Here is an 18,672-nt window from a genome sequence, read left to right on the forward strand (position 1 = left end):
TTTACAAGATTACACCAACCAATCTGACTTTGGCACTGGCGGTAAATATACCCGAGCTATTCAAGCGGTTACCGCATTTACGCAAGGCATAATGGGTAGCAATATTGTCACGGCGATTGCCAATGGCTCAGCACCTTATCTTGCCAATGAAGTAAAAAAACAAATCCAAGGCAACAGTGTTGAAAGTGATATTCAGCGCACCCTTGCTCACGGTTTAGTGAATGCGGGTCTTGCACTGGCAAAAGGTGAAAATGCGGCAGCACAAGCCACGGGTGCAATGACAGGCGAAACGGTGGGTATTTTATCGCAATCTCTTTATGGCAAAACCCTCGAAGAACTGACTGAGACTGAAAAGCAAAATATAAGTGCATGGGCAACGTTAGCTTCAGGCATTGCTGGCGGTTTAATTAGTGATAATAGCGCAGGTGTCGCCAATGCCGCCCAAGCTGGGAAAGTGGTGGTTGAGAATAATTATTTAACAGCCAAACAAATAATGTCATGGCTTGAAAAGTATTATCTTGCTTCGACGGATGAAGAAAAGAAACATTTAGTTGATTTAGGAAATAAAGTTGATGCGGAGCAACAGCAAAAAGCGATGGAAACGAGGATCACTAAAGAACATTTGGTTCAACAGCAAGATGAATTAATTTTACTTATTCAATCAGCAGATTGTAATGCTCATTGTAAATCAATAGCTGAATATAGTATCAAAAAACTGGATCCTATCATTGAACATTATAGTGAGTTACAGCGTGGTAATAATATTCCACGAGCCGTTGTTGCAACGACAACATTAGGTTTACCAATAATGAGTAAGGCTATTAGCCCTTATGTATCGAGTTGGTTAGGTGGCACAACTGCCGCTAGCCGTGTGATAGGTGTAACAACTACGGGCACAGCAAATTTAGGTATGCAGGGGTATAATATTTACACAGACCCAAAAGCGAGCTTTAGTTATGCAAGCTTTGGTTCTTCTTTGTTAACAGGAGGAATAACACCCGGAATGGGGTATTGGGGAACGCTCACAACCAATACAACTGGTGCAGGTATTTCAAGTTTAATTGATGGCGAATCACCTTGGGTCTCAATGGGAGGCGCATTAGCTGGTTCAACAGTCGGCTATGGAGGTGCAAAATGGCTAACTTATCGTCTGGATAATAAATATAATCCTTGGTCTAGCGGACTAAAAGAGCGCCCATTAGTTGTAATACCATCAATTACAGCTCCGCCGAGTATATCTGTAGCACCAAATATTGTTGGAAGTACAATTGGAGCTATTGGTTCTGAATCAGCAAATAAAATAATTACAGAAGAGCTAAAATCAGAGGATGAGAAATGAAAATATTTATATATTTTTTACTTTGGTCTTTGAGTATGTGTGTAACTATTTTTTTGACAATAATATTAATTAAACTTCTAGTTAAACTAAATTTATATTTTGAAAAAAAATCGTTTATTTGGGAATTAAATGATTTTATTGAGGCATTAAAAATAGGAGGAGTAATGGGATTGTTTTTAGGAGCAGTGATTTGTTTAGTCAGTTATCTTGAACATAAAAGATACTAATATTCTTACAAAGAAAAAATTAGCGCTACACCGAATCTTGTATGACTACCTCACTTCTCAGCCAACTGGATTATTAATTTTCCTGCTTGATGAGTGAGATAATAACCTTAAATACCAACCACCTAATACTATTCAGTCAGTTGTTGATAATAGTATAGGAACTGATACTAAAGTCTTTTCTAAACAATCTTTGGCACGGTTAAAAGAATGCTATCAACAAAACCTAGCCTAAGCTAAGTCAGTATTAGCTAGGTTTTGTTATTTAAATCATACTAGAACTTAAAATGAATAAAGCGAATCTTTAGACTCTTTTAATTTTTGTGCTAATTCAGAAGCTTCATATCGTTCGGTTATTATTTCGATATAAGAGGCACTTTCTGTTAATTCAGCCACTTCAAGAGCTTTATTTAATTCATCTATTGTTGTAACTTTCTCACAATGCCAATCTCTTGCACCAAAAGCTTTAGGCAATTGATGATAACTCCATTGAGCAAGATCGTTATAATAAGCTTCAGGGTAATCACATAATAATCGTTCAATTAAGTAACCATCATTATTTAAAACAAAGATGATCGGCTTTAATCCGAAGCGAACAAATTGGCTAATCTCTTGTACGGTTAATTGATGTGAGCCTTCACCTGTAATTAAAATAACTCGCTTGTTAGGTGCTGCAAGTGCGGCACCAAATGCTGCGGGTGTAGCCCAGCCAATGGAACCCCATAATGTTTGGTTATGGAATTGTGCACCTTCTGGTAATAGGGCAAAACCTAATCCCATTGATGATGTGCCTGTCTCTGCAATAATAATATCATTAGGTTTAAAGAACTTTTCTAAATGAGGATATAAATACTGAGCAGTAATTTTACCATTATCAGATAACACAGCTTCGCCTAATCCTTTGGCTTTTATTTGATGATAAGTTCTATTCGGTAATCTTTCAGTCAGTGCTGAAAGCACGTCTTCCATATAAATAGATGTGTAGATAACAGAATCAATCTCAACATATTCGGGCATGATGTTGATAAATTGTTTTGGTTTAATATTGGCAGTGAAACTTCCTGTATTGAAGTCGGTCATCATTGCACCAATTCCTAATGCGTACTCACTATTCTCTACAAATTCTCTGACTTCAGGTGTCATTAATTTGCCATCATACATACCAATATATTTGGGATGAGATTCACTTAAAATACTTTTATCCATAAACATAGTGGCATAAGGTAAGCCAGTCTTATCGATAAAAGCTTGGACATTATCTGATAGCCCAAAACGTGCTGATAAAATACCGGGTAATACACAAGTATTATTGCTGTGTGTAAGCTTTTCAATAATGAGTGATACCACTTTTTCTAATGTTTTTTTATCACTTATTGGCTTTTGCGGTGTGGTAACAGGTGAATGTTCTATCACTTGCATAGTGGCATAATCAGAAGGTAGACCAATATAAACAGGGCGACGCTCTTTTAATGCAGTAGCAATTAAACGCTCCATTTCTGTAATACAATTTTCAGGTGTTAATATTGCGTGAGCACAAGCAAGACGTTGGCCTAATTGATAAAAAATATCAAAATCACCATTACCTAAAGTGTGATGAACAAGACGCTTACTTTTTTGTACACCACTTGCTGGCATACCGACTAAATGGAAAATAGGTAGGTTTTCTGCATAAGAGCCAGCAATCGCATTAATTGCACTTAATTCACCAACACCAAATGTCGTCGATAACGCTGCCATGCCTTTAATTCGGGCATAACCATCAGCCGCGTAAGCTGCATTTAGTTCATTGCAGTTACCAATCCAACGCATATGTTTGCTATTACAAATAGTATCTTCTATGGGAAAAGCATAATCGCCCGCAACACCAAAAACATCACTTATTCCTAAGTCATATAAGCGGGTTAACATATATTCAACGACAGTCTTACTCATATTATCTCCAAAAAATCCGAATAATAGTCTGTAAAAGTAAAGGAATGCTTTTACATTATGCTTAATGTTTTATCGCGGATATTATTTGATATGAAATGGTTTATTATCATTGAGGGTATAACTAAATGTAATAAGGTAAGCGTTGCTAATGGATATTCGTACATTGCGCTATTTTGTTGAGGTTGTTCAATTAAATGGCTTTAGCCGAGCTGCTGATGCGCTATTTATCACTCAACCTGCAATTAGTCGTAGTATTAAAAAATTAGAAGATGAATTGGGTGTTATTTTATTAGTAAGAGAAATTGATGGCGTTAGATTAACGGATGATGGGGCAATACTGTTTGAACATGCAAAACAGATACTTGCACAATTTAATAATATGAATAAAGCATTACAGGACAAGTCAGGGCCATTAACAGGAACATTAAATGTTGGATTACCTCCTGTAATAGCTTCGACGTATTTTGCTGATATTATTATGGCATTTAGCTCTCGTCATCCTCTGGTTGAACTAAAAATATTTGAATTGGGCACTAAGCAAATGGCTGATGCAATGAGAGAAGGAAGAGTTGAAACTGCCGCAGTTGTATTGCCTTTTAACGAAGATATTTTTGAATTAATGCCTTTTTCAGAAGATCACTTAATGCTATTAATGTCGCCATCCCATCCTTTAGCTATAAAAACGGAAATTAATTTTAAAGAGTTGATTAATGAACCTTTTATCTTTTTTTCTGAAGATTTCCGTATTAATGATTTAATTTATAGTGCTTGTGGTATTTACAATACAGCGCCTATTATTGCGGGGCGTAGTAACCATTTAGATTTAATTATTGCAATGGTGAAAGCAGGTGTAGGGGTAACACTTTTACCAAATAGTATGTGTAATAAAAATCCTATTGATGATTTGGTCATTCTTCCTGTGGTGGAACCTACTTTGTCATATCAAATAGCACTAGCTAATAATAAAAATAGCTATAAAAGCCGAAGCTGCCAAGCATGGGAGCAGTTAGCAAGAGAAAAGCTAATAATAGAATAAAATATTAAAATGGTGCTTATTTATATTCTATTTAAGAAATAAATATCGAAATTATCTTTAAATAATAAAAATAATTAGAAAATAAACAAATGTTATTTTTTAAGAAATGTGGATAGCAGTATAAAAGCAGTTATATAAATGATAAGTTTATATTTTGCGCATAGCTTTATGAGTAATAATAAAAATGGGCAAATAAAAGATTAATCAGACAAGACAGGAATAGGATAGGGAAAATGAATGAGAGTAATAGTTCTGTAAATCAACATTTTATTCGCAAACTTGAAAGTATCGTTGGTAAAAAACAAGTATTAACACAAGCACATAAAACAGAACGTTATCGTAAAGGTTTTCGTTCAGGGCAAGGTAAGGCGCTGGCCGTTGTGTTTCCCGCTAATCTATTAGAACAGTGGCGAGTTTTTAAAACCTGTGTTGAAGCCGATAAAATTATTATTATGCAAGCGGCGAATACTGGGTTAACAGAAGGCTCGACACCTAATGGTGATGATTATGATAGAGATATCGTGATTATTAGTACATTACGTCAAGATAAAATACAGGTTCTTTCAGAGCATAATCAAGTTATTGCTTTCCCCGGTAGTACGTTATGGCATTTAGAAAAAGTATTAAAACCATTAGGGCGTGAGCCTCATTCTGTTATTGGATCTTCTTGTATTGGTGCGTCAGTAATAGGGGGAATTTGTAATAATTCGGGGGGAGCTTTAGTTCGCCGTGGGCCTGCTTATACTGAATTATCACTTTATGCTCGTGTTAATGAAAAAGGTGAAGCTGAATTAGTTAACCATTTAGGTATTGATTTAGGTGAAACTCCCGAAGAAATATTAACTAATTTAGATAACCGTCATTATCATGAGAAACAGATACAAACGACAGAAAAACTAGCCTCTGATCATGAATATCATGAGCGTATACGTGATGTTGATGCTGATACACCATCTCGTTTTAATAATGATGAACGACGTTTATATGAAGCAGCCGGGAGTGCAGGAAAATTATCTGTATTTGCTGTGAGATTAGATACTTTCCCCGCAGATCATCGCACTCAGGTTTTTTATATTGGTACTAATAATCCGGACGAACTTGAAGATATTCGCCGTCATATTTTAAGCCATTTTAAAAAGCTGCCTGTTGCTGGGGAATATATGCATAGAAGCTATTACAAAATGGCTGAAGTGTATGGAAAAGATACATTTTTGGTGATTGATAAATTAGGTACAGATAAAATGCCAATATTATTTGCCGTAAAAGGGCGAGTAGATGCGGTATTAAATAAAGTGCCTTTTTTACCTAAAAACATGGTGGATAGAACCATGCAGTTTATGAGCAAACTATGGCCTGCTCATTTACCAGAGCGTATGACTGATTTTCGTGACAAATATGAACATCATCTTATGTTAAGAATGGCAGACGATGGAATTGAAGAAGCCGCAACTTATTTAAAAGAATACTTTAAGCTAGCATCAGGCGATTATTTTGAATGTACCGAAGAAGAAGGTAATAAAGCCTTTTTGCATCGTTTTGCTGCCGCAGGTGCTGCTGTGCGTTATCATGCCGTTCATGTTAATGACGTAGAAGATGTGTTGCCATTAGATATTGCGTTGCGCCGTAATGACAAAGATTGGTTTGAAAAGTTACCACCTGAAATAGAGAGTAAATTACTTTATAAACTCTATTGTGGGCATTTTATGTGTCATGTTATGCACCAAGATTATATTATTAAAAAAGGTGTTGATGCTAAAGCATTAAAAGCAGAAATGCTGGCGTTATTAGATCAACGTGGAGCGGAATATCCCGCAGAGCATAATGTAGGTCATATGTATTATGCTAAGCCTCAATTAAAAGCATTCTATAAACATAACGATCCAACCAATAGTATGAACCCGGGTATTGGTAAAACCTCAAAACTAAAATATTGGGGTGAAGAGTGTGGTTGTGGACGTGCTCATAATGATACGAATACAGAGAATAAAGAAGAATTGTTGTAGATTGTGTTTATTAAATTAAAAACAAAGGCAGGATAAAACCTGCCTTTTATTTTATCAATTAACTCGCAATTTCTTGAGCATATAAATAAAGCTCTTGTAGCTGTTTTAATTTTTCCTCGTTATCGGCATGTTCTTCAGCTAATAACTGAATAGTATTAATATATTCTGTTAGTTTTTCTGGTGTTAACATCTCTTTTCTATGCGCCAACCAACGTTGTTGTTCGTCATAATTAAGCGTTGAAGGGTAATTTCTTGCGCGATAACGGAAAAACAGAGGTTCCATTCTCGCATCTTCAAACGTTAAGTCTAACGCAGGTAAATTCTGTGGTTGTGTTGAACGAATAATCTCCATCGCACTACGATCATTTTCACTGAAAAAACCATTATAAATTTGCGAATCAACATTATCAGATACAACAAAAGGGGTTTGTTGCGCAAATATTTCCACAACTTTATTGCGTATTTCAGGATGAGAAAATAAGAGCGCCTGGTTTTTTAAACAAGTATCAACATCTAAACCAATTCTATCTGCATCTTGCTGTCTTAATGTATTTTGCGGTGCCACAATAGGGCACTTATTAATATGCAGTAATTTAATTGGAACCGGTGGTTCATCAACTGATAATTCACTACGTGGTGTATATAAACGCTCACGCAATTGGTTTGAATCGAGTGTTAATAAAGGGGATATATCTGCGGCTAAATCGCAAACAATAACTGCATTGCGATTATCAGGATGCCACGCTAATGGGGCAACAAGGCTTAAATTAGAACGCGCAGCACCAAACATACCTGAAACATGCACAATTGGTGTCATTGCCGGAATATCAATTAGCGCCTGTACTTTTCGTTTATCGCGTAAATTAAAGAAATAATCAAACATTCGTGGTTGAGCTTGCTTTAATTTTTTTGCCATTGCAATGGTGGCATAAACATCAGACATTGCATCATGCGCATTTTCATGTGAAATGCTATTTGCTTTGGTTAATAACTCTAAACGGAAGCTTGGAAAACCGTCTTCATTTTCAGGCCAAACAATACCTTCAGGGCGCAGTGCATAACAGGCACGTAAAACATCAAGTAAATCCCAACGTGAATTCCCTTTTTGCCAACTATAAGCATAAGGATCATAAAAATTACGATAAAGGATATTTCGTGTGACTTCATCGTCAAATCGAAGGTTGTTATAGCCCATAATACAACTATTAGGTTGGCTAAAAGCTTGATGAATTTGACGAGTAAATTCTGCTTCAATCACCCCATTTTTTGCCGCAATTTGTGGCGTTATTCCTGTGATCATCACGGCTTCTGGGTGAGGCAGATAATCATCATTAGGCTTGCAATAAATCACGAGAGGATCTTCAATAATATTGAAATCCATATCAGTTCTTACACCTGCAAACTGAGCAGGGCGATCTAGCGCTGGGTGAGTACCAAAGGTTTCGTAGTCATGGATGTAAAATGTGGGCATTTTTGCTGAATTAGACAAGGTTTCCTACCATAAATTTATTGATGATTTTTTTTAAATCATTACTCAATGAGTTGTATTGGGCTTCATGAAGACCATGGTAAACCATAATGGGGTAAACGTGAAATGCCAGATCAAAGTGCGCTTATGTAGTGTTTAATATAAGGTGTTGCTGTGAGGATAAGTAAGAGCTTACCACCGCTAATATTGATTACTTTTTTCATAGTAACAATATTGATCTTTTTTGATGATAATAAAACATAACCATAAGGAACCCAGTTGTAGATACGCACCGTTATTCCATAAAGCAAGGGGCTTAAAACCTAATATTTTAGTATAAAAGGCAAAGCTCTTGTTCACACTATTGACGGCGAGTGTTAGGTGGTTTAAATCAGTTAGCATAAATTTAAGCGAATAATGGAGGATAGCGCTATTTTAGCAAAGAGGATTAAAAGAAAAGGATTATATGATGCCTATTTGTGCGTTTTACTGTAAGTAATGGGAATGCAAAATAAAAGAAGATCTAGTACACACAATTCATATTGTTAACGTTAACTTTTGTGCTTTATATCACATTAAAGCAATATAATTGTTTGTGAACCTGAAAGTTAACGTTAACATTTGAGGGTGGAATGACTTTATAAGGCGCTCAACCAATGAACAAAGACTCTAAAAAATACTATGCGATCTTAAGTGCGCTGTTATTTTTCTTCTTTTTTACCTGGTCCTCATCATTTTCATTAGTTTCTATTTGGTTAAATCAATATGTAGGATTAAAAGCGACTGATACTGGATTAATATTCTCTGCAATTTCTCTAATTGCGTTATGTGCTCAACCTTTATATGGCTTTATTCAAGATAAATTAGGGCTAAGAAAGAATTTATTATTGGTAATTGCAGTATTACTTATTCTTTCTGGACCATTTTTTCTAGGTTTCGCATCAATACTACGTTGGAATATTTTTGTTGGCTCCATTCTAGGGGGCTTATATGTAGGTATGACATTTAATGCGGGTATTGGTGTATTAGAGTCATATACAGAGCGTGTTAGTCGTATTCGTGGTTTTGAATACGGTAGGGCGAGAATGTGGGGATCGTTAGGTTGGGCATCAGCAACATTTATTGCCGGACACAATATAAATATCGATCCTAATTACAATTTTGTAATGGCTTCTATTTCTGGTGTCGTGTTCTTAATTCTTTTAGCGCTGTTAAAAACAGATAAATCAGATGCATTTAATCAATTAGAACATGGGAAAACATCGGCTATTACCATAAAAGATGCACTGAATTTACTTTCATTGCCTCGTTTTTGGGCGCTTATTCTGTTTGTTATTGGTACCTGTGTTTATGGCGTTTATGACCAACAATTTCCCGTCTTTTTTTCATCGCAATTTGCGACCTTACAGCAGGGGAATGAGATGTACGGATATCTGAATTCATTGCAGGTATTCTTAGAAGCTGGTGGTATGTTTATCGCACCTTTCCTTGTCAATAGAATAGGCGCTAAAAACGGCTTATTATTGGCGAGTAGTGTTATGGCTACACGTATTATTGGTTCAGGACTCGTTGAAGGGCCTGTCTTGATCTCTTGTATGAAATTATTACATGCTGTTGAGCTACCAATTTTATTAATTTCAATTTTTAAATATAACAGTCAACACTTTGATAAACGTTTATCTTCAACACTTTATTTAGTCGGTTTTCAATGTGTCAGCTCTATTGTCGCTACATTATTATCTCCATTAGCTGGTTATGGTTATGATCATTATGGTTTTGCACCAACTTATATGGTGATGGGATGTATTGTGATAGGGACAACTCTTCTCTCAGCTGTGTTTTTACGTTCAGACGCGAAAGCGTTACTGCCACTTGATGGCTTACAACATGAAGATAAAAATAAAGCACAACCTATTTAATCGCTCATTAATTTATCCTTTGTAGTGTCGATTTAGGCTACCAGTACAAATGTGTAGCCATTTTTTTATCATTAATTAAGTGAACATTTACGAGTTAAAGAATGTTGACTATATTTAATAATGCATATCATCCTAATTAATTGTTAATTAAGTAAAATCAATTAAATTTGTAAACTTTGCTTGTTTATTGACACGATTAAGCGATAATCTTAAACAGAACTATTTATCTTAAATATCAATTGTAAAGGTGTAGGAAATGGATAACGCAAACAAGCCGTCTTTCCAAAACGTACTGGAGTTTGTGCGTATGTATCGTCGTAAAAACAAAATCCGTCGTGAGATCACTGACAATGAGAAAAAGATCCGTGATAACCAAAAACGTGTTCTTTTGTTAGACAACTTAAGTGAATACATTAAACCGGGTATGTCGATTGAAGATGTACTGGGTATTATTGCTAATATGCGTAGTGACTATGACGATCGTGTTGACGATTACATTATTAAAAATGCCGATCTATCTAAAGAGCGCCGTGAATTATCTAAGCAGTTAAAAGCGATGGGTGAAATTAAAAATCTTCCTGATCTAAAAGACTGATTGCTTTATTAAGAATAAGAAATCAAAGGCCTCTGAATTGAATATTCAGGGGCTTTTTTTTCTTTTATTTTTGGCTTAATAAATACTAAGTTAATTTGTTAATAGTTATCCCCAAAAAAAGAACCCACTAAAAAGTGGGCTCTCAATTTAGAAGTATTATCAAGATATTCTTAATAACACCTTATTATCAGTTTTGACTTTCAGCTTTAGTCATTTCTGAAGAAGCGTGATTGGTAGAACAGTGTCCACCTGCACCTGTGCGACCTTTCTTATCAAAAGTTGGACGTGCTTCCCATGCTTTGATTTCAATTGCCACAGGCGCTTCATCAGCAGCTGGTGCTTTTGTCATTGGTGAACTTGCATGTAGTTGGCGTGCAACTGCAACAGGCTCTTGACGAATAACAACTTCAGTTGGTTTGCTTTCTGTTATCGCTTCAACTTCCACAATAGGGGTTGCGTTTTCTTCTGGCTGGTTTTCAATAACAGCTTCAACGACAGTTTCAACAGTTTCTTCAGTTGTTATTACAGCTTCAACAGGCTGAGGTTCAGGCGTTGATGTTGCACTTTCTACTGGTGCTACCGTATCTTGTGCAACTTCTTCTGGCGCGATGTTTGCTTCAGCTTGTTGTGAAGTTTCATGCATATAAGCTTCAGTAGTATTTAATACCGCTGAAATATTCTCTTTACGAGTAACATGCTCTTCTGTGTTCACTTCATTAATTACATCACTGATAACGTTGTTTTCAATGATGTCGTTAGTTTCAACAGGCACAGTTTGTGGCTCTACTGCAATAATTTCAGCAACAGCCTCTGTGGTCGATTCAGTGCTAACCGTGACAGAATAAGTTGATTCAGTAGATCCTTCCTGTGCAATATCAGCAACAATGGCTTCTGAAACCGCTGGTGCGATAGTGACCATTTGTGGATCTTGATGAGTAATAATGTGGTTTCCAACAGCAACGTCATTGTTGTTTTCAACATTATTCTCAATTAATGGTGCATCACTTACTGGTGTGATTGGGTAGCGAATGAAGACTTTACCTGAAGCTAGTTCAGGAGAAGCTACCGCCATTGCCAGCGGCATTGGTGATACTGTTAAGGTACGCTCATCACGATAACGACGACGACGTTGACCACTTACACGTAAATGACGAGGTGAACGGCGAGAACGACGTGGCATAACATTATCTTGCCCGTTATTATCTTCGTTTTTATTGTCATCTTGTGATTTAGTTGTATCAGGTAATGCTTTTACAGCTTGTGCTTCATTTGCTTCGACTTTCGCAACAGCGACTGCTTTAGGGGCTGATTTCTCAGTTGGTGCAGCTTTAGTTTGTGTTGTTGCAACAGGAGGTTCAGAAACCGCTTTTTCAGTCGCAACTGGCACAACAGCTAATGCATTATCATTGTCAGTTACACGTACAGATTGTGTTAATTGACGACGATTACGGCGTTGCATAGCAGGGCGACGAGGTTCTTCTTTCTTCTCATCAGCACTATCTTTTGCAACGGTATCATTTTCAGCAAGAGCGGCTTGTGCTTTAGCAGCTTCTTGTTGCTGTTGGCGTTTTTCTTCTTGACGACGACGTTGTTCCGCACGTTGTTCACGACGCTGCTGGCGACGCGCTTCGCGTTCTGCAATCTCTTGTTCACTACTAACTTCAGTCGTTGGAGTTGTTTGTGGTTTTTGATTGCGATTTTTGCGATTGTCTTCGCTATTTGCGTTATCGCGATTACGATCATTATCACGGTCACGGCGATTATTGTTGTTACGTCGATTATTGTTATTACGACGATCACGACGATTATCGTTATTCTCTTTCTTATTTTCCTGTGGTTTTTCTGGTGTTACCACAGGCTCTGGTTCACTACTAAATAAGTTAGAGAAGAATTTTGCGATAGAGGCAAAGAAACCAGTACCTTGAGCTTGTTCTGATTTAACAGGTTTAGCTTGAGGCTGATGTGCTTTTTTGCTTTTCGTGGCTTCAATCGGCTCTTCTTCTTGCAACCCAAAGGCTGAAATAGCCGGTTGTTCAGGCGTTTTACGCTCAGTAACAACATCGTCTTCAGCTTCATTTAACTGACTCTCGTGGAATTGCGCTAAGTTGTAGCTCAGAGAGGTAATTTCTTCGCCTTTACGCACACGAATAACAGAGAAATGAGGAGTTTGCATTTGGTCATTAGGAACAATAACCACTTTGACATTAGATTGACGTAATTCAATGTCAGTGACTGCTTTACGTTTTTCATTAAGCAAATAAGAGGCGATTTGAACAGGTACAATCGCATGCACTTCATGTGTATTTTCTTTAAGTGCTTCTTCTTCGATAAGACGTAATACAGAAAGTGACAGTGATTCGTTATCACGAATAGTACCGGTGCCTAAGCAACGCGGACAAACATGATGGCTAGACTCACCTAATGAAGGGCTTAAACGTTGACGAGACATCTCTAATAAGCCAAAGCGAGAGATGCGTCCAATTTGAATGCGAGCACGATCTTGGCGAACAGCTTCGCGCATTCTGTTTTCAACTTCACGCTGATGGCGCACAGGCGTCATATCGATAAAGTCGATAACAATTAAACCACCCAAGTCGCGTAAACGTAATTGGCGTGCAATTTCGTCAGCCGCTTCTAAGTTAGTATTGAATGCAGTTTCTTCGATATCACCACCACGGGTTGAGCGTGAGGAGTTGATATCAATCGCTGTTAATGCTTCAGTTGTATCAATAACTAAAGCGCCACCAGAAGGAAGGCGAACTTCACGCTGAAAGGCTGATTCAATCTGTGATTCAATCTGGTAATGGCTAAACAGAGGCACTGCACCTGTGTAATGGCGAATTTTGCTAGCAAAATCACCACGACCAATCGCTTCAATATGGCTACGCGCCATTTCAACGACTTTTGCGTTATCAATTAAAATTTCGCCAATATCAGGACGTAAATAGTCGCGGAATGCGCGAACGATTACGTTACTTTCCTGATGGATTAAGAATGGAGCGGGGCGATTCTCAGCCGCTTTCTTAATAGCATCCCAGTGTCTTAGACGATAGCTTAAGTCTTGTTGTAGCGCTTCGGCAGATTTACCAACACCTGCTGTACGTACAATCAGACCCATACCATCTGGGATTTCAAGGCTTGATAAAGCTTCTTTGAGTTCAGTACGGTCTTCACCTTCAATACGGCGAGAAATACCACCTGCACGAGGATTATTTGGCATTAATACCAAATAACTTCCTGCAAGGCTGATAAAAGTGGTTAATGCTGCACCTTTATTACCACGCTCTTCTTTATCAACTTGAACAATAACTTCCTGGCCTTCTTTTAAGACATCTTTGATGTTAGGACGACCATGGGAGTGATAATTACTAGGAAAGTATTCGCGGGCTATTTCTTTGATAGGAAGGAAACCGTGGCGTTCCGCACCATAATCAACAAAAGCGGCTTCTAAGCTGGGTTCAATTCGAGTAATTTTACCTTTATAGATATTCGCTTTTTTCTGTTCATGACCGGGGCTTTCGATATCCAGATCGTACAAGCGTTGCCCATCGACAAGGGCAACACGCAACTCTTCCTGTTGAGTTGCGTTAATTAACATTCTTTTCATATTGTGACTTACTCGTTATTTTCACGTTTTATAATGTGCCACTAACATACGTAATTACACTATTGATAACCGATGACCTCGTGTCTTTTACAAATGCGTCAACCTCACGGTTGTCGATTGTATAGAGGTGCAATATGTCGGTGAGTCTGATTTTTAGTTTAAAAATTCAGCACTCTTTAATTGAACACAATGTTTCAACTCAATAAGCGATGTATTTATGGCATACTAAATTGTTTGATTTTCGACTATGTCTTACGCCATTGCTGCATTTTGAAAATCAAACAAACAAAATTTTCATAAATATACCTGATAAACATAATCAGGAGAGTCTGCATTATTCCATTGGTGTTAGGGTTATAGCAAGATGACTTTTCTGCTTTGGTGACTTTTTCTGTATAAATATGAGAGATTAGCTAATGTTTCGTCTTTTTCCCATTATTCAGGTTAAAATAGACGACAGATTTGATGTTATTTTGTACACCACAAAGTTGTTTGTTATTTTTATTTTAAGAGAGCCAAAGAATCGCCACTATGAAATCATTTAATCAAGTTCAGTTCGTCACCATTGATGGCGATGAAGCAGGCCAGCGTATCGATAATTTTTTACTGGCACGCTTGAAAGGTGTACCAAAAAGTATGATTTACCGAATTATCCGTAAAGGGGAAGTTCGAGTTAACAAAGGGCGAATTAAACCTGAATACAAACTCAATGCGGGTGACAGCATCCGTATACCTCCTGTGCGAGTCTCGGAAAAAGAAGAAGTCGCGGTATCACCAAAGCTTGATAAAGTCGCTGTATTGTCAAATTGTATTTTATATGAAGACGACCACTTAATGCTCATCAATAAACCTTCTGGTACGGCAGTACATGGAGGAAGTGGGTTAAGTTTTGGTGTGATTGAAGGCTTGCGTGCATTGCGCCCAGAAGCTCGCTTTTTAGAGCTTGTACATCGTCTTGATAGAGATACATCGGGTGTTTTATTAATTGCAAAAAAACGTTCAGCATTACGTGCTTTGCATGAGCAATTACGCTTAAAACAGATGCAAAAAGATTATTTAGCCTTAGTGCGTGGTCAATGGCAATCTCACACTAAAGTTGTTCAGGCACCGTTATTGAAAAATATTCTTCAAAGTGGTGAGCGAGTAGTTAAAGTAAGCAATGAAGGAAAACCTTCTGAAACGCGTTTTAAAGTGGAAGAGCGTTTTGAATTTGCCACATTAGTGAAAGCAAGCCCTGTGACAGGAAGAACACACCAAATTCGTGTACATACATTACATGCAGGTCATCCTATTGCATTTGATGATCGTTATGGTGATCGTGATTTTGATTCACAATTGGTAGGAACAAAACTTAATCGCTTATTTTTACATGCAAGTTCTTTGACATTTACTCATCCTTCAACGGGTGAACAAATGCGAATTGAAGCGCCAATGGATAACCAGTTACGTCATTGTTTGCAAGTATTACGTAGTCAAAAATCTTAAGTCTAAATTTTTATTTCGACAGAAAATCTGAATACCCAATGCGCCCAGTTAGCTGGGCGTATTGCTTTTTTAAACCACTAAAAAAGTGAATGTAAAACAGGATTTAACCTTCCACTTTTGTCATGCATTGCTCAACAATTTTATCAATATCCCACTCTTTAGGTAGTGATTTTGAACCGTTTTTGCGCATTTCCATATCTACACGGATAAACTCTGTAATTCCGTAATTTTTAATAATGCCGTCGTAAGTGCATTCACACACTTCGGCAATTTGAGGAATTAGCGCATCATCAGTAATGCCAGAACCTAATATGCAACTACTGACAAAATTCTTTTTAAATAAGGATGTGTTGTCATCTTTTTTGTCTGAAATCACACTGTCTTGGATAGTATTTGTAGTATTAGTTGTTTTTGTTGTTGAAATTTCAGTGTCTTTTTCATCAGAACAACCCACTAATGTTGTTGCCATCACTAAAGCTGTTAAGACTGATGCTAATTTATTCATAATACGCATTATCGCTACATAAGATTAAAAAATAAGATGATCAGATTTATTTTTGATCATCAGAGAAAAATAATGGGTTTATTCTTTGCGAGAGTAACATTTTATTCAATCGGATAAGTGGTAAACCAATTAAAGAATTTGGATCGTCGCCAACAAGTTTATCAAACAGAGTAATACCTAACCCTTCTGATTTAAAACTTCCAGCACAATTGAAAGGCATTTCTTTATTTAAATAACTGATAATTTCTTCATCTGTTAAATGGCGAAAGTAAACTTGGAATAATTCACAATGTGTTTGATGTTTTAAAGTTAGGCTATTATATACAGTTAATCCGGTATAGAACGAGATACATTGCCCAGAAGCTTGTTTTAATTGTGCAAAAGCATTATCAAAATTATGGGGTTTCCCCGTAATCTTTTTATTTAGCACACAAACTTGATCAGAACCAATTATAAGGTGATGTGGAAATTTTGCTTGTAAAGCGCTGGCTTTTTCATAGGATAAGCGACTGACAAGATCTTGAGCGCACTCTGTGGGCATAGGGGTTTCGTCAATCTCTGGAGATGCCTGTATAAAGGGCATTCCAAGCTTTTTCAGCAACTGAGCCCGAAAGGGTGAAGTAGACGCAAGAACGAGTGGCAACATATTTTTTTTAAAATCCGTAGCAAAATGATGCCTGACATTCTAAACTATGCGCCGCTGATAAAGCGAATTTTGGTGGAAAGGTGTAGATAACCCGCCTTTTTCTTTGACTATATTCCATTACAAAGATAATATGCGCGCCTTATGCAAAAGGTAAAATTACCCCTGACCATTGATGCGCTGCGAGCAGCTCAAAAGAATTTAGACTATGACGGTCATTATTCTCCAGAGCAAGTAAGCCGCTTAGCTGAATCGGTGGTCAGTGTGGACAGTAATATTGATGTGGCTTTATCATTTGATATTGACCATCAACGTCTTGCCGTGATTAAAGGGCATTCCGATGTGGATGTGACTTTAGAATGTCAACGTTGTGGTGGCCATTTTCCATATCATGTTCACGCAACATATTGTTTTAGCCCTGTTGTCAGTGATGAACGGGCCGAGACATTACCGGAAGAATATGAACCAGTTTATGTAAACGAATTTGGTGAAATAGATTTGCTGGCGATGATTGAAGATGAAATAATCCTCAACTTGCCGGTAGTTCCGGTACATGATTTTGAACACTGTGAAGTGTCCGACGCGGATATGGTGTTTGGTGAACTCCCTGAAGAATTATCAGAGAAACCAAATCCATTTGCCGTATTAGCCAGTTTAAAGAAAAGTACTAAGGAGTAAGGTCAATGGCCGTACAACAAAACAAACCAACTCGTTCTAAACGTGGTATGCGTCGCTCTCATGACGCGCTGACAGTAACTCAGGTTTCTGTTGACAAAACTTCTGGTGAAACTCACCTGCGTCACCATGTAACTGCTGACGGTTACTACCGTGGCCGCAAGGTTATCAACAAGTAATTAGCTTTATAGCTCGTTGATACCTTGACAAATCTAACCATAGCGTTAGATGCGATGGGCGGGGACTTCGGTCCTCGCATCACAGTGCCTGCTTGTTTGCGGGCGCTGGCATCTAATCCTCATTTAAAAATATTGCTGGTAGGTCAACCAGACTCTATCTCTCCTCTGCTTGCAAATCAAAATGCTGAGCTAATCTCCCGTTTACAAGTTATACCCGCAGAACATATTGTCGCCAATGATGCCAAACCTTCACAAGCTATTAGAGCAAGTAAGGGTACATCAATGCGAGTGGCTCTTGATCTCGTGAAAACTGGGGATGCACAGGCGTGTGTAAGTGCAGGGAATACTGGCGTATTGATGGGATTAGCAAAACTTCGACTTAATGCGATTGATGGAATTGAACGTCCTGCACTGGTTTCGGTATTACCTAACCAGAAAAAAGGCAAGACGGTTGTTCTGGATTTAGGCGCTAACGTTAACTGTGATAGCAAAATGCTGGTGCAGTTTGCGGTAATGGGCGCAGTTATGGCCGAAGAGATAGCAGAGATTGATTCACCGAAAGTGGCGCTTTTAAATATTGGTGAAGAAGAGAGTAAAGGATTAGATAATATCCGCGAAGCTGCTACGGTATTAAAATCGACACCGAATATTAATTATATTGGTTATGTTGAAGGTAATGAGTTACTGACAGGCAAAACGGATGTATTGGTGTGTGACGGCTTCGCAGGTAATGTCTCCCTTAAAACGATGGAAGGGGTTATCAGAGTTTTCCTTTCATTGATTAAATCTTCTACTACCGAAAATAAAAAAACGTCGTGGTGGATGAAAATATTGAAGAAGTGGTTGCAAAAGCGGCTAATTAAGCGTTTTGGACATATGAACCCCGACCAGTATAACGGTGCTTCTCTGTTAGGATTACGCGGTATCGTCATTAAAAGCCATGGTGGCGCAAATGAAAGCGCGTTTACAGCAGCAATAGAACAGGCTGTTCATGCCGTTGAGCGAAAAATTCCAGAGCGAATTGCTTCACGACTGACAACAGTATTACCCAAGAGCGATTGA

16 protein-coding genes are annotated in these 18,672 nt (G+C 37.7%); 10 read left to right on the forward strand and 6 right to left on the reverse strand.

Features of this window, described 5'->3' with window-relative positions; genetic code table 11:
- Both CBE70_RS00870 and CBE70_RS00875 read left to right on the forward strand, forming a co-directional pair.
- The coding region (locus CBE70_RS00870; protein ID WP_198585673.1) for a VENN motif pre-toxin domain-containing protein at window positions 1-1,339 on the forward strand (1,339 nt) is incomplete at its 5' end.
- Entirely contained in the window at window positions 1,336-1,566 is a 231-nt protein-coding gene (locus CBE70_RS00875) for a hypothetical protein (RefSeq protein WP_100157827.1), read from the forward strand. The genes CBE70_RS00870 and CBE70_RS00875, both read left to right, overlap by 4 nt.
- A 279-nt stretch (window positions 1,567-1,845) precedes the next feature.
- Here CBE70_RS00875 and CBE70_RS00880 read toward each other — a convergent pair whose 3' ends face one another.
- Window positions 1,846-3,495 carry an alpha-keto acid decarboxylase family protein gene (locus CBE70_RS00880; RefSeq protein WP_100157828.1) on the reverse strand — a complete coding sequence of 550 codons (1,650 nt, stop codon included), beginning with the start codon at window positions 3,493-3,495 and terminating at the stop codon, window positions 1,846-1,848.
- Between the two features lie 148 nt (window positions 3,496-3,643).
- Between CBE70_RS00880 and CBE70_RS00885 the strand changes: the two genes are divergently transcribed.
- Window positions 3,644-4,531 (forward strand): LysR family transcriptional regulator, encoded by an 888-nt coding sequence (locus CBE70_RS00885; protein WP_100157829.1) that lies wholly within the window; start codon window positions 3,644-3,646, stop codon window positions 4,529-4,531.
- Between the two features lie 233 nt (window positions 4,532-4,764).
- Window positions 4,765-6,534, forward strand: a complete 1,770-nt coding sequence (dld, locus tag CBE70_RS00890; protein ID WP_100157830.1) for a D-lactate dehydrogenase — start codon at window positions 4,765-4,767, stop codon at window positions 6,532-6,534.
- Window positions 6,535-6,592: 58 nt separating this feature from the next.
- Here dld and sbcB read toward each other — a convergent pair whose 3' ends face one another.
- Complete coding sequence (sbcB, locus tag CBE70_RS00895) at window positions 6,593-8,023, reverse strand: exodeoxyribonuclease I (RefSeq protein WP_100157831.1); 1,431 nt, start codon at window positions 8,021-8,023, stop codon at window positions 6,593-6,595.
- A gap of 180 nt (window positions 8,024-8,203) precedes the next feature.
- Window positions 8,204-8,404 carry a VOC family protein gene (locus tag CBE70_RS00900; protein WP_100157832.1) on the reverse strand — a complete coding sequence of 67 codons (201 nt, stop codon included), beginning with the start codon at window positions 8,402-8,404 and terminating at the stop codon, window positions 8,204-8,206.
- A gap of 254 nt (window positions 8,405-8,658) precedes the next feature.
- On the opposite strand from CBE70_RS00900, the gene CBE70_RS00905 reads away from it, so the two are divergent.
- Window positions 8,659-9,921 (forward strand): MFS transporter, encoded by a 1,263-nt coding sequence (locus tag CBE70_RS00905; RefSeq protein ID WP_100157833.1) that lies wholly within the window; start codon window positions 8,659-8,661, stop codon window positions 9,919-9,921.
- Window positions 9,922-10,177: 256 nt separating this feature from the next.
- Window positions 10,178-10,516, forward strand: a complete 339-nt coding sequence (gene tmaR, locus CBE70_RS00910) for a PTS system regulator TmaR (protein WP_036937771.1) — start codon at window positions 10,178-10,180, stop codon at window positions 10,514-10,516.
- 187 nt (window positions 10,517-10,703) lie between these two features.
- Here tmaR and rne read toward each other — a convergent pair whose 3' ends face one another.
- On the reverse strand, window positions 10,704-14,123 hold the full coding sequence (gene rne / locus CBE70_RS00915; RefSeq protein ID WP_100157834.1) for a ribonuclease E: 3,420 nt from the start codon (window positions 14,121-14,123) through the stop codon (window positions 10,704-10,706).
- A gap of 531 nt (window positions 14,124-14,654) precedes the next feature.
- On the opposite strand from rne, the gene rluC reads away from it, so the two are divergent.
- A complete protein-coding gene (gene rluC, locus CBE70_RS00920) occupies window positions 14,655-15,608 on the forward strand; it encodes a 23S rRNA pseudouridine(955/2504/2580) synthase RluC (RefSeq protein WP_100157835.1) in 954 nt (317 codons plus the stop codon).
- Window positions 15,609-15,711: 103 nt separating this feature from the next.
- Here the strand turns inward: rluC and CBE70_RS00925 are convergent, their stop codons facing one another.
- A complete protein-coding gene (locus CBE70_RS00925; protein ID WP_232797319.1) occupies window positions 15,712-16,122 on the reverse strand; it encodes a hypothetical protein in 411 nt (136 codons plus the stop codon).
- A 37-nt stretch (window positions 16,123-16,159) separates the two neighbouring features.
- Window positions 16,160-16,759, reverse strand: a complete 600-nt coding sequence (locus tag CBE70_RS00930; protein WP_100157836.1) for a Maf family protein — start codon at window positions 16,757-16,759, stop codon at window positions 16,160-16,162.
- A 141-nt stretch (window positions 16,760-16,900) separates the two neighbouring features.
- On the opposite strand from CBE70_RS00930, the gene yceD reads away from it, so the two are divergent.
- The 3 genes from yceD to plsX are packed head-to-tail and all read left to right on the forward strand — an operon-like array spanning window position 16,901 to window position 18,672.
- Entirely contained in the window at window positions 16,901-17,434 is a 534-nt protein-coding gene (gene yceD / locus CBE70_RS00935) for a 23S rRNA accumulation protein YceD (protein WP_023582576.1), read from the forward strand.
- 5 nt (window positions 17,435-17,439) lie between these two features.
- The gene (gene rpmF / locus CBE70_RS00940) at window positions 17,440-17,610 is read left to right on the forward strand and encodes a 50S ribosomal protein L32 (RefSeq protein ID WP_006537252.1); all 171 of its coding nucleotides are present in this window, start codon (window positions 17,440-17,442) and stop codon (window positions 17,608-17,610) included.
- Between the two features lie 24 nt (window positions 17,611-17,634).
- On the forward strand, window positions 17,635-18,672 hold the full coding sequence (plsX, locus tag CBE70_RS00945) for a phosphate acyltransferase PlsX (protein ID WP_099076190.1): 1,038 nt from the start codon (window positions 17,635-17,637) through the stop codon (window positions 18,670-18,672).

Origin of the sequence: Proteus columbae (assembly GCF_002777965.1) — a bacterium.
In the GTDB taxonomy this organism is placed as follows: Bacteria; Pseudomonadota; Gammaproteobacteria; order Enterobacterales; family Enterobacteriaceae; genus Proteus; species Proteus columbae.

Coding starts and splice junctions, on each gene's coding strand:
- CBE70_RS00875 (WP_100157827.1), top strand. CDS start 1,336: ATGAAAATATTTATATATTTTTTACTTTGGTCTTTGAGTATGTGTGTA.
- CBE70_RS00880 (WP_100157828.1), bottom strand. CDS start 3,495: ATGAGTAAGACTGTCGTTGAATATATGTTAACCCGCTTATATGACTTA.
- CBE70_RS00885 (WP_100157829.1), top strand. CDS start 3,644: ATGGATATTCGTACATTGCGCTATTTTGTTGAGGTTGTTCAATTAAAT.
- dld (WP_100157830.1), top strand. CDS start 4,765: ATGAATGAGAGTAATAGTTCTGTAAATCAACATTTTATTCGCAAACTT.
- CBE70_RS00900 (WP_100157832.1), bottom strand. CDS start 8,404: ATGCTAACTGATTTAAACCACCTAACACTCGCCGTCAATAGTGTGAAC.
- CBE70_RS00905 (WP_100157833.1), top strand. CDS start 8,659: ATGAACAAAGACTCTAAAAAATACTATGCGATCTTAAGTGCGCTGTTA.
- tmaR (WP_036937771.1), top strand. CDS start 10,178: ATGGATAACGCAAACAAGCCGTCTTTCCAAAACGTACTGGAGTTTGTG.
- rne (WP_100157834.1), bottom strand. CDS start 14,123: ATGAAAAGAATGTTAATTAACGCAACTCAACAGGAAGAGTTGCGTGTT.
- rluC (WP_100157835.1), top strand. CDS start 14,655: ATGAAATCATTTAATCAAGTTCAGTTCGTCACCATTGATGGCGATGAA.
- CBE70_RS00925 (WP_232797319.1), bottom strand. CDS start 16,122: ATGCGTATTATGAATAAATTAGCATCAGTCTTAACAGCTTTAGTGATG.
- CBE70_RS00930 (WP_100157836.1), bottom strand. CDS start 16,759: ATGTTGCCACTCGTTCTTGCGTCTACTTCACCCTTTCGGGCTCAGTTG.
- yceD (WP_023582576.1), top strand. CDS start 16,901: ATGCAAAAGGTAAAATTACCCCTGACCATTGATGCGCTGCGAGCAGCT.
- rpmF (WP_006537252.1), top strand. CDS start 17,440: ATGGCCGTACAACAAAACAAACCAACTCGTTCTAAACGTGGTATGCGT.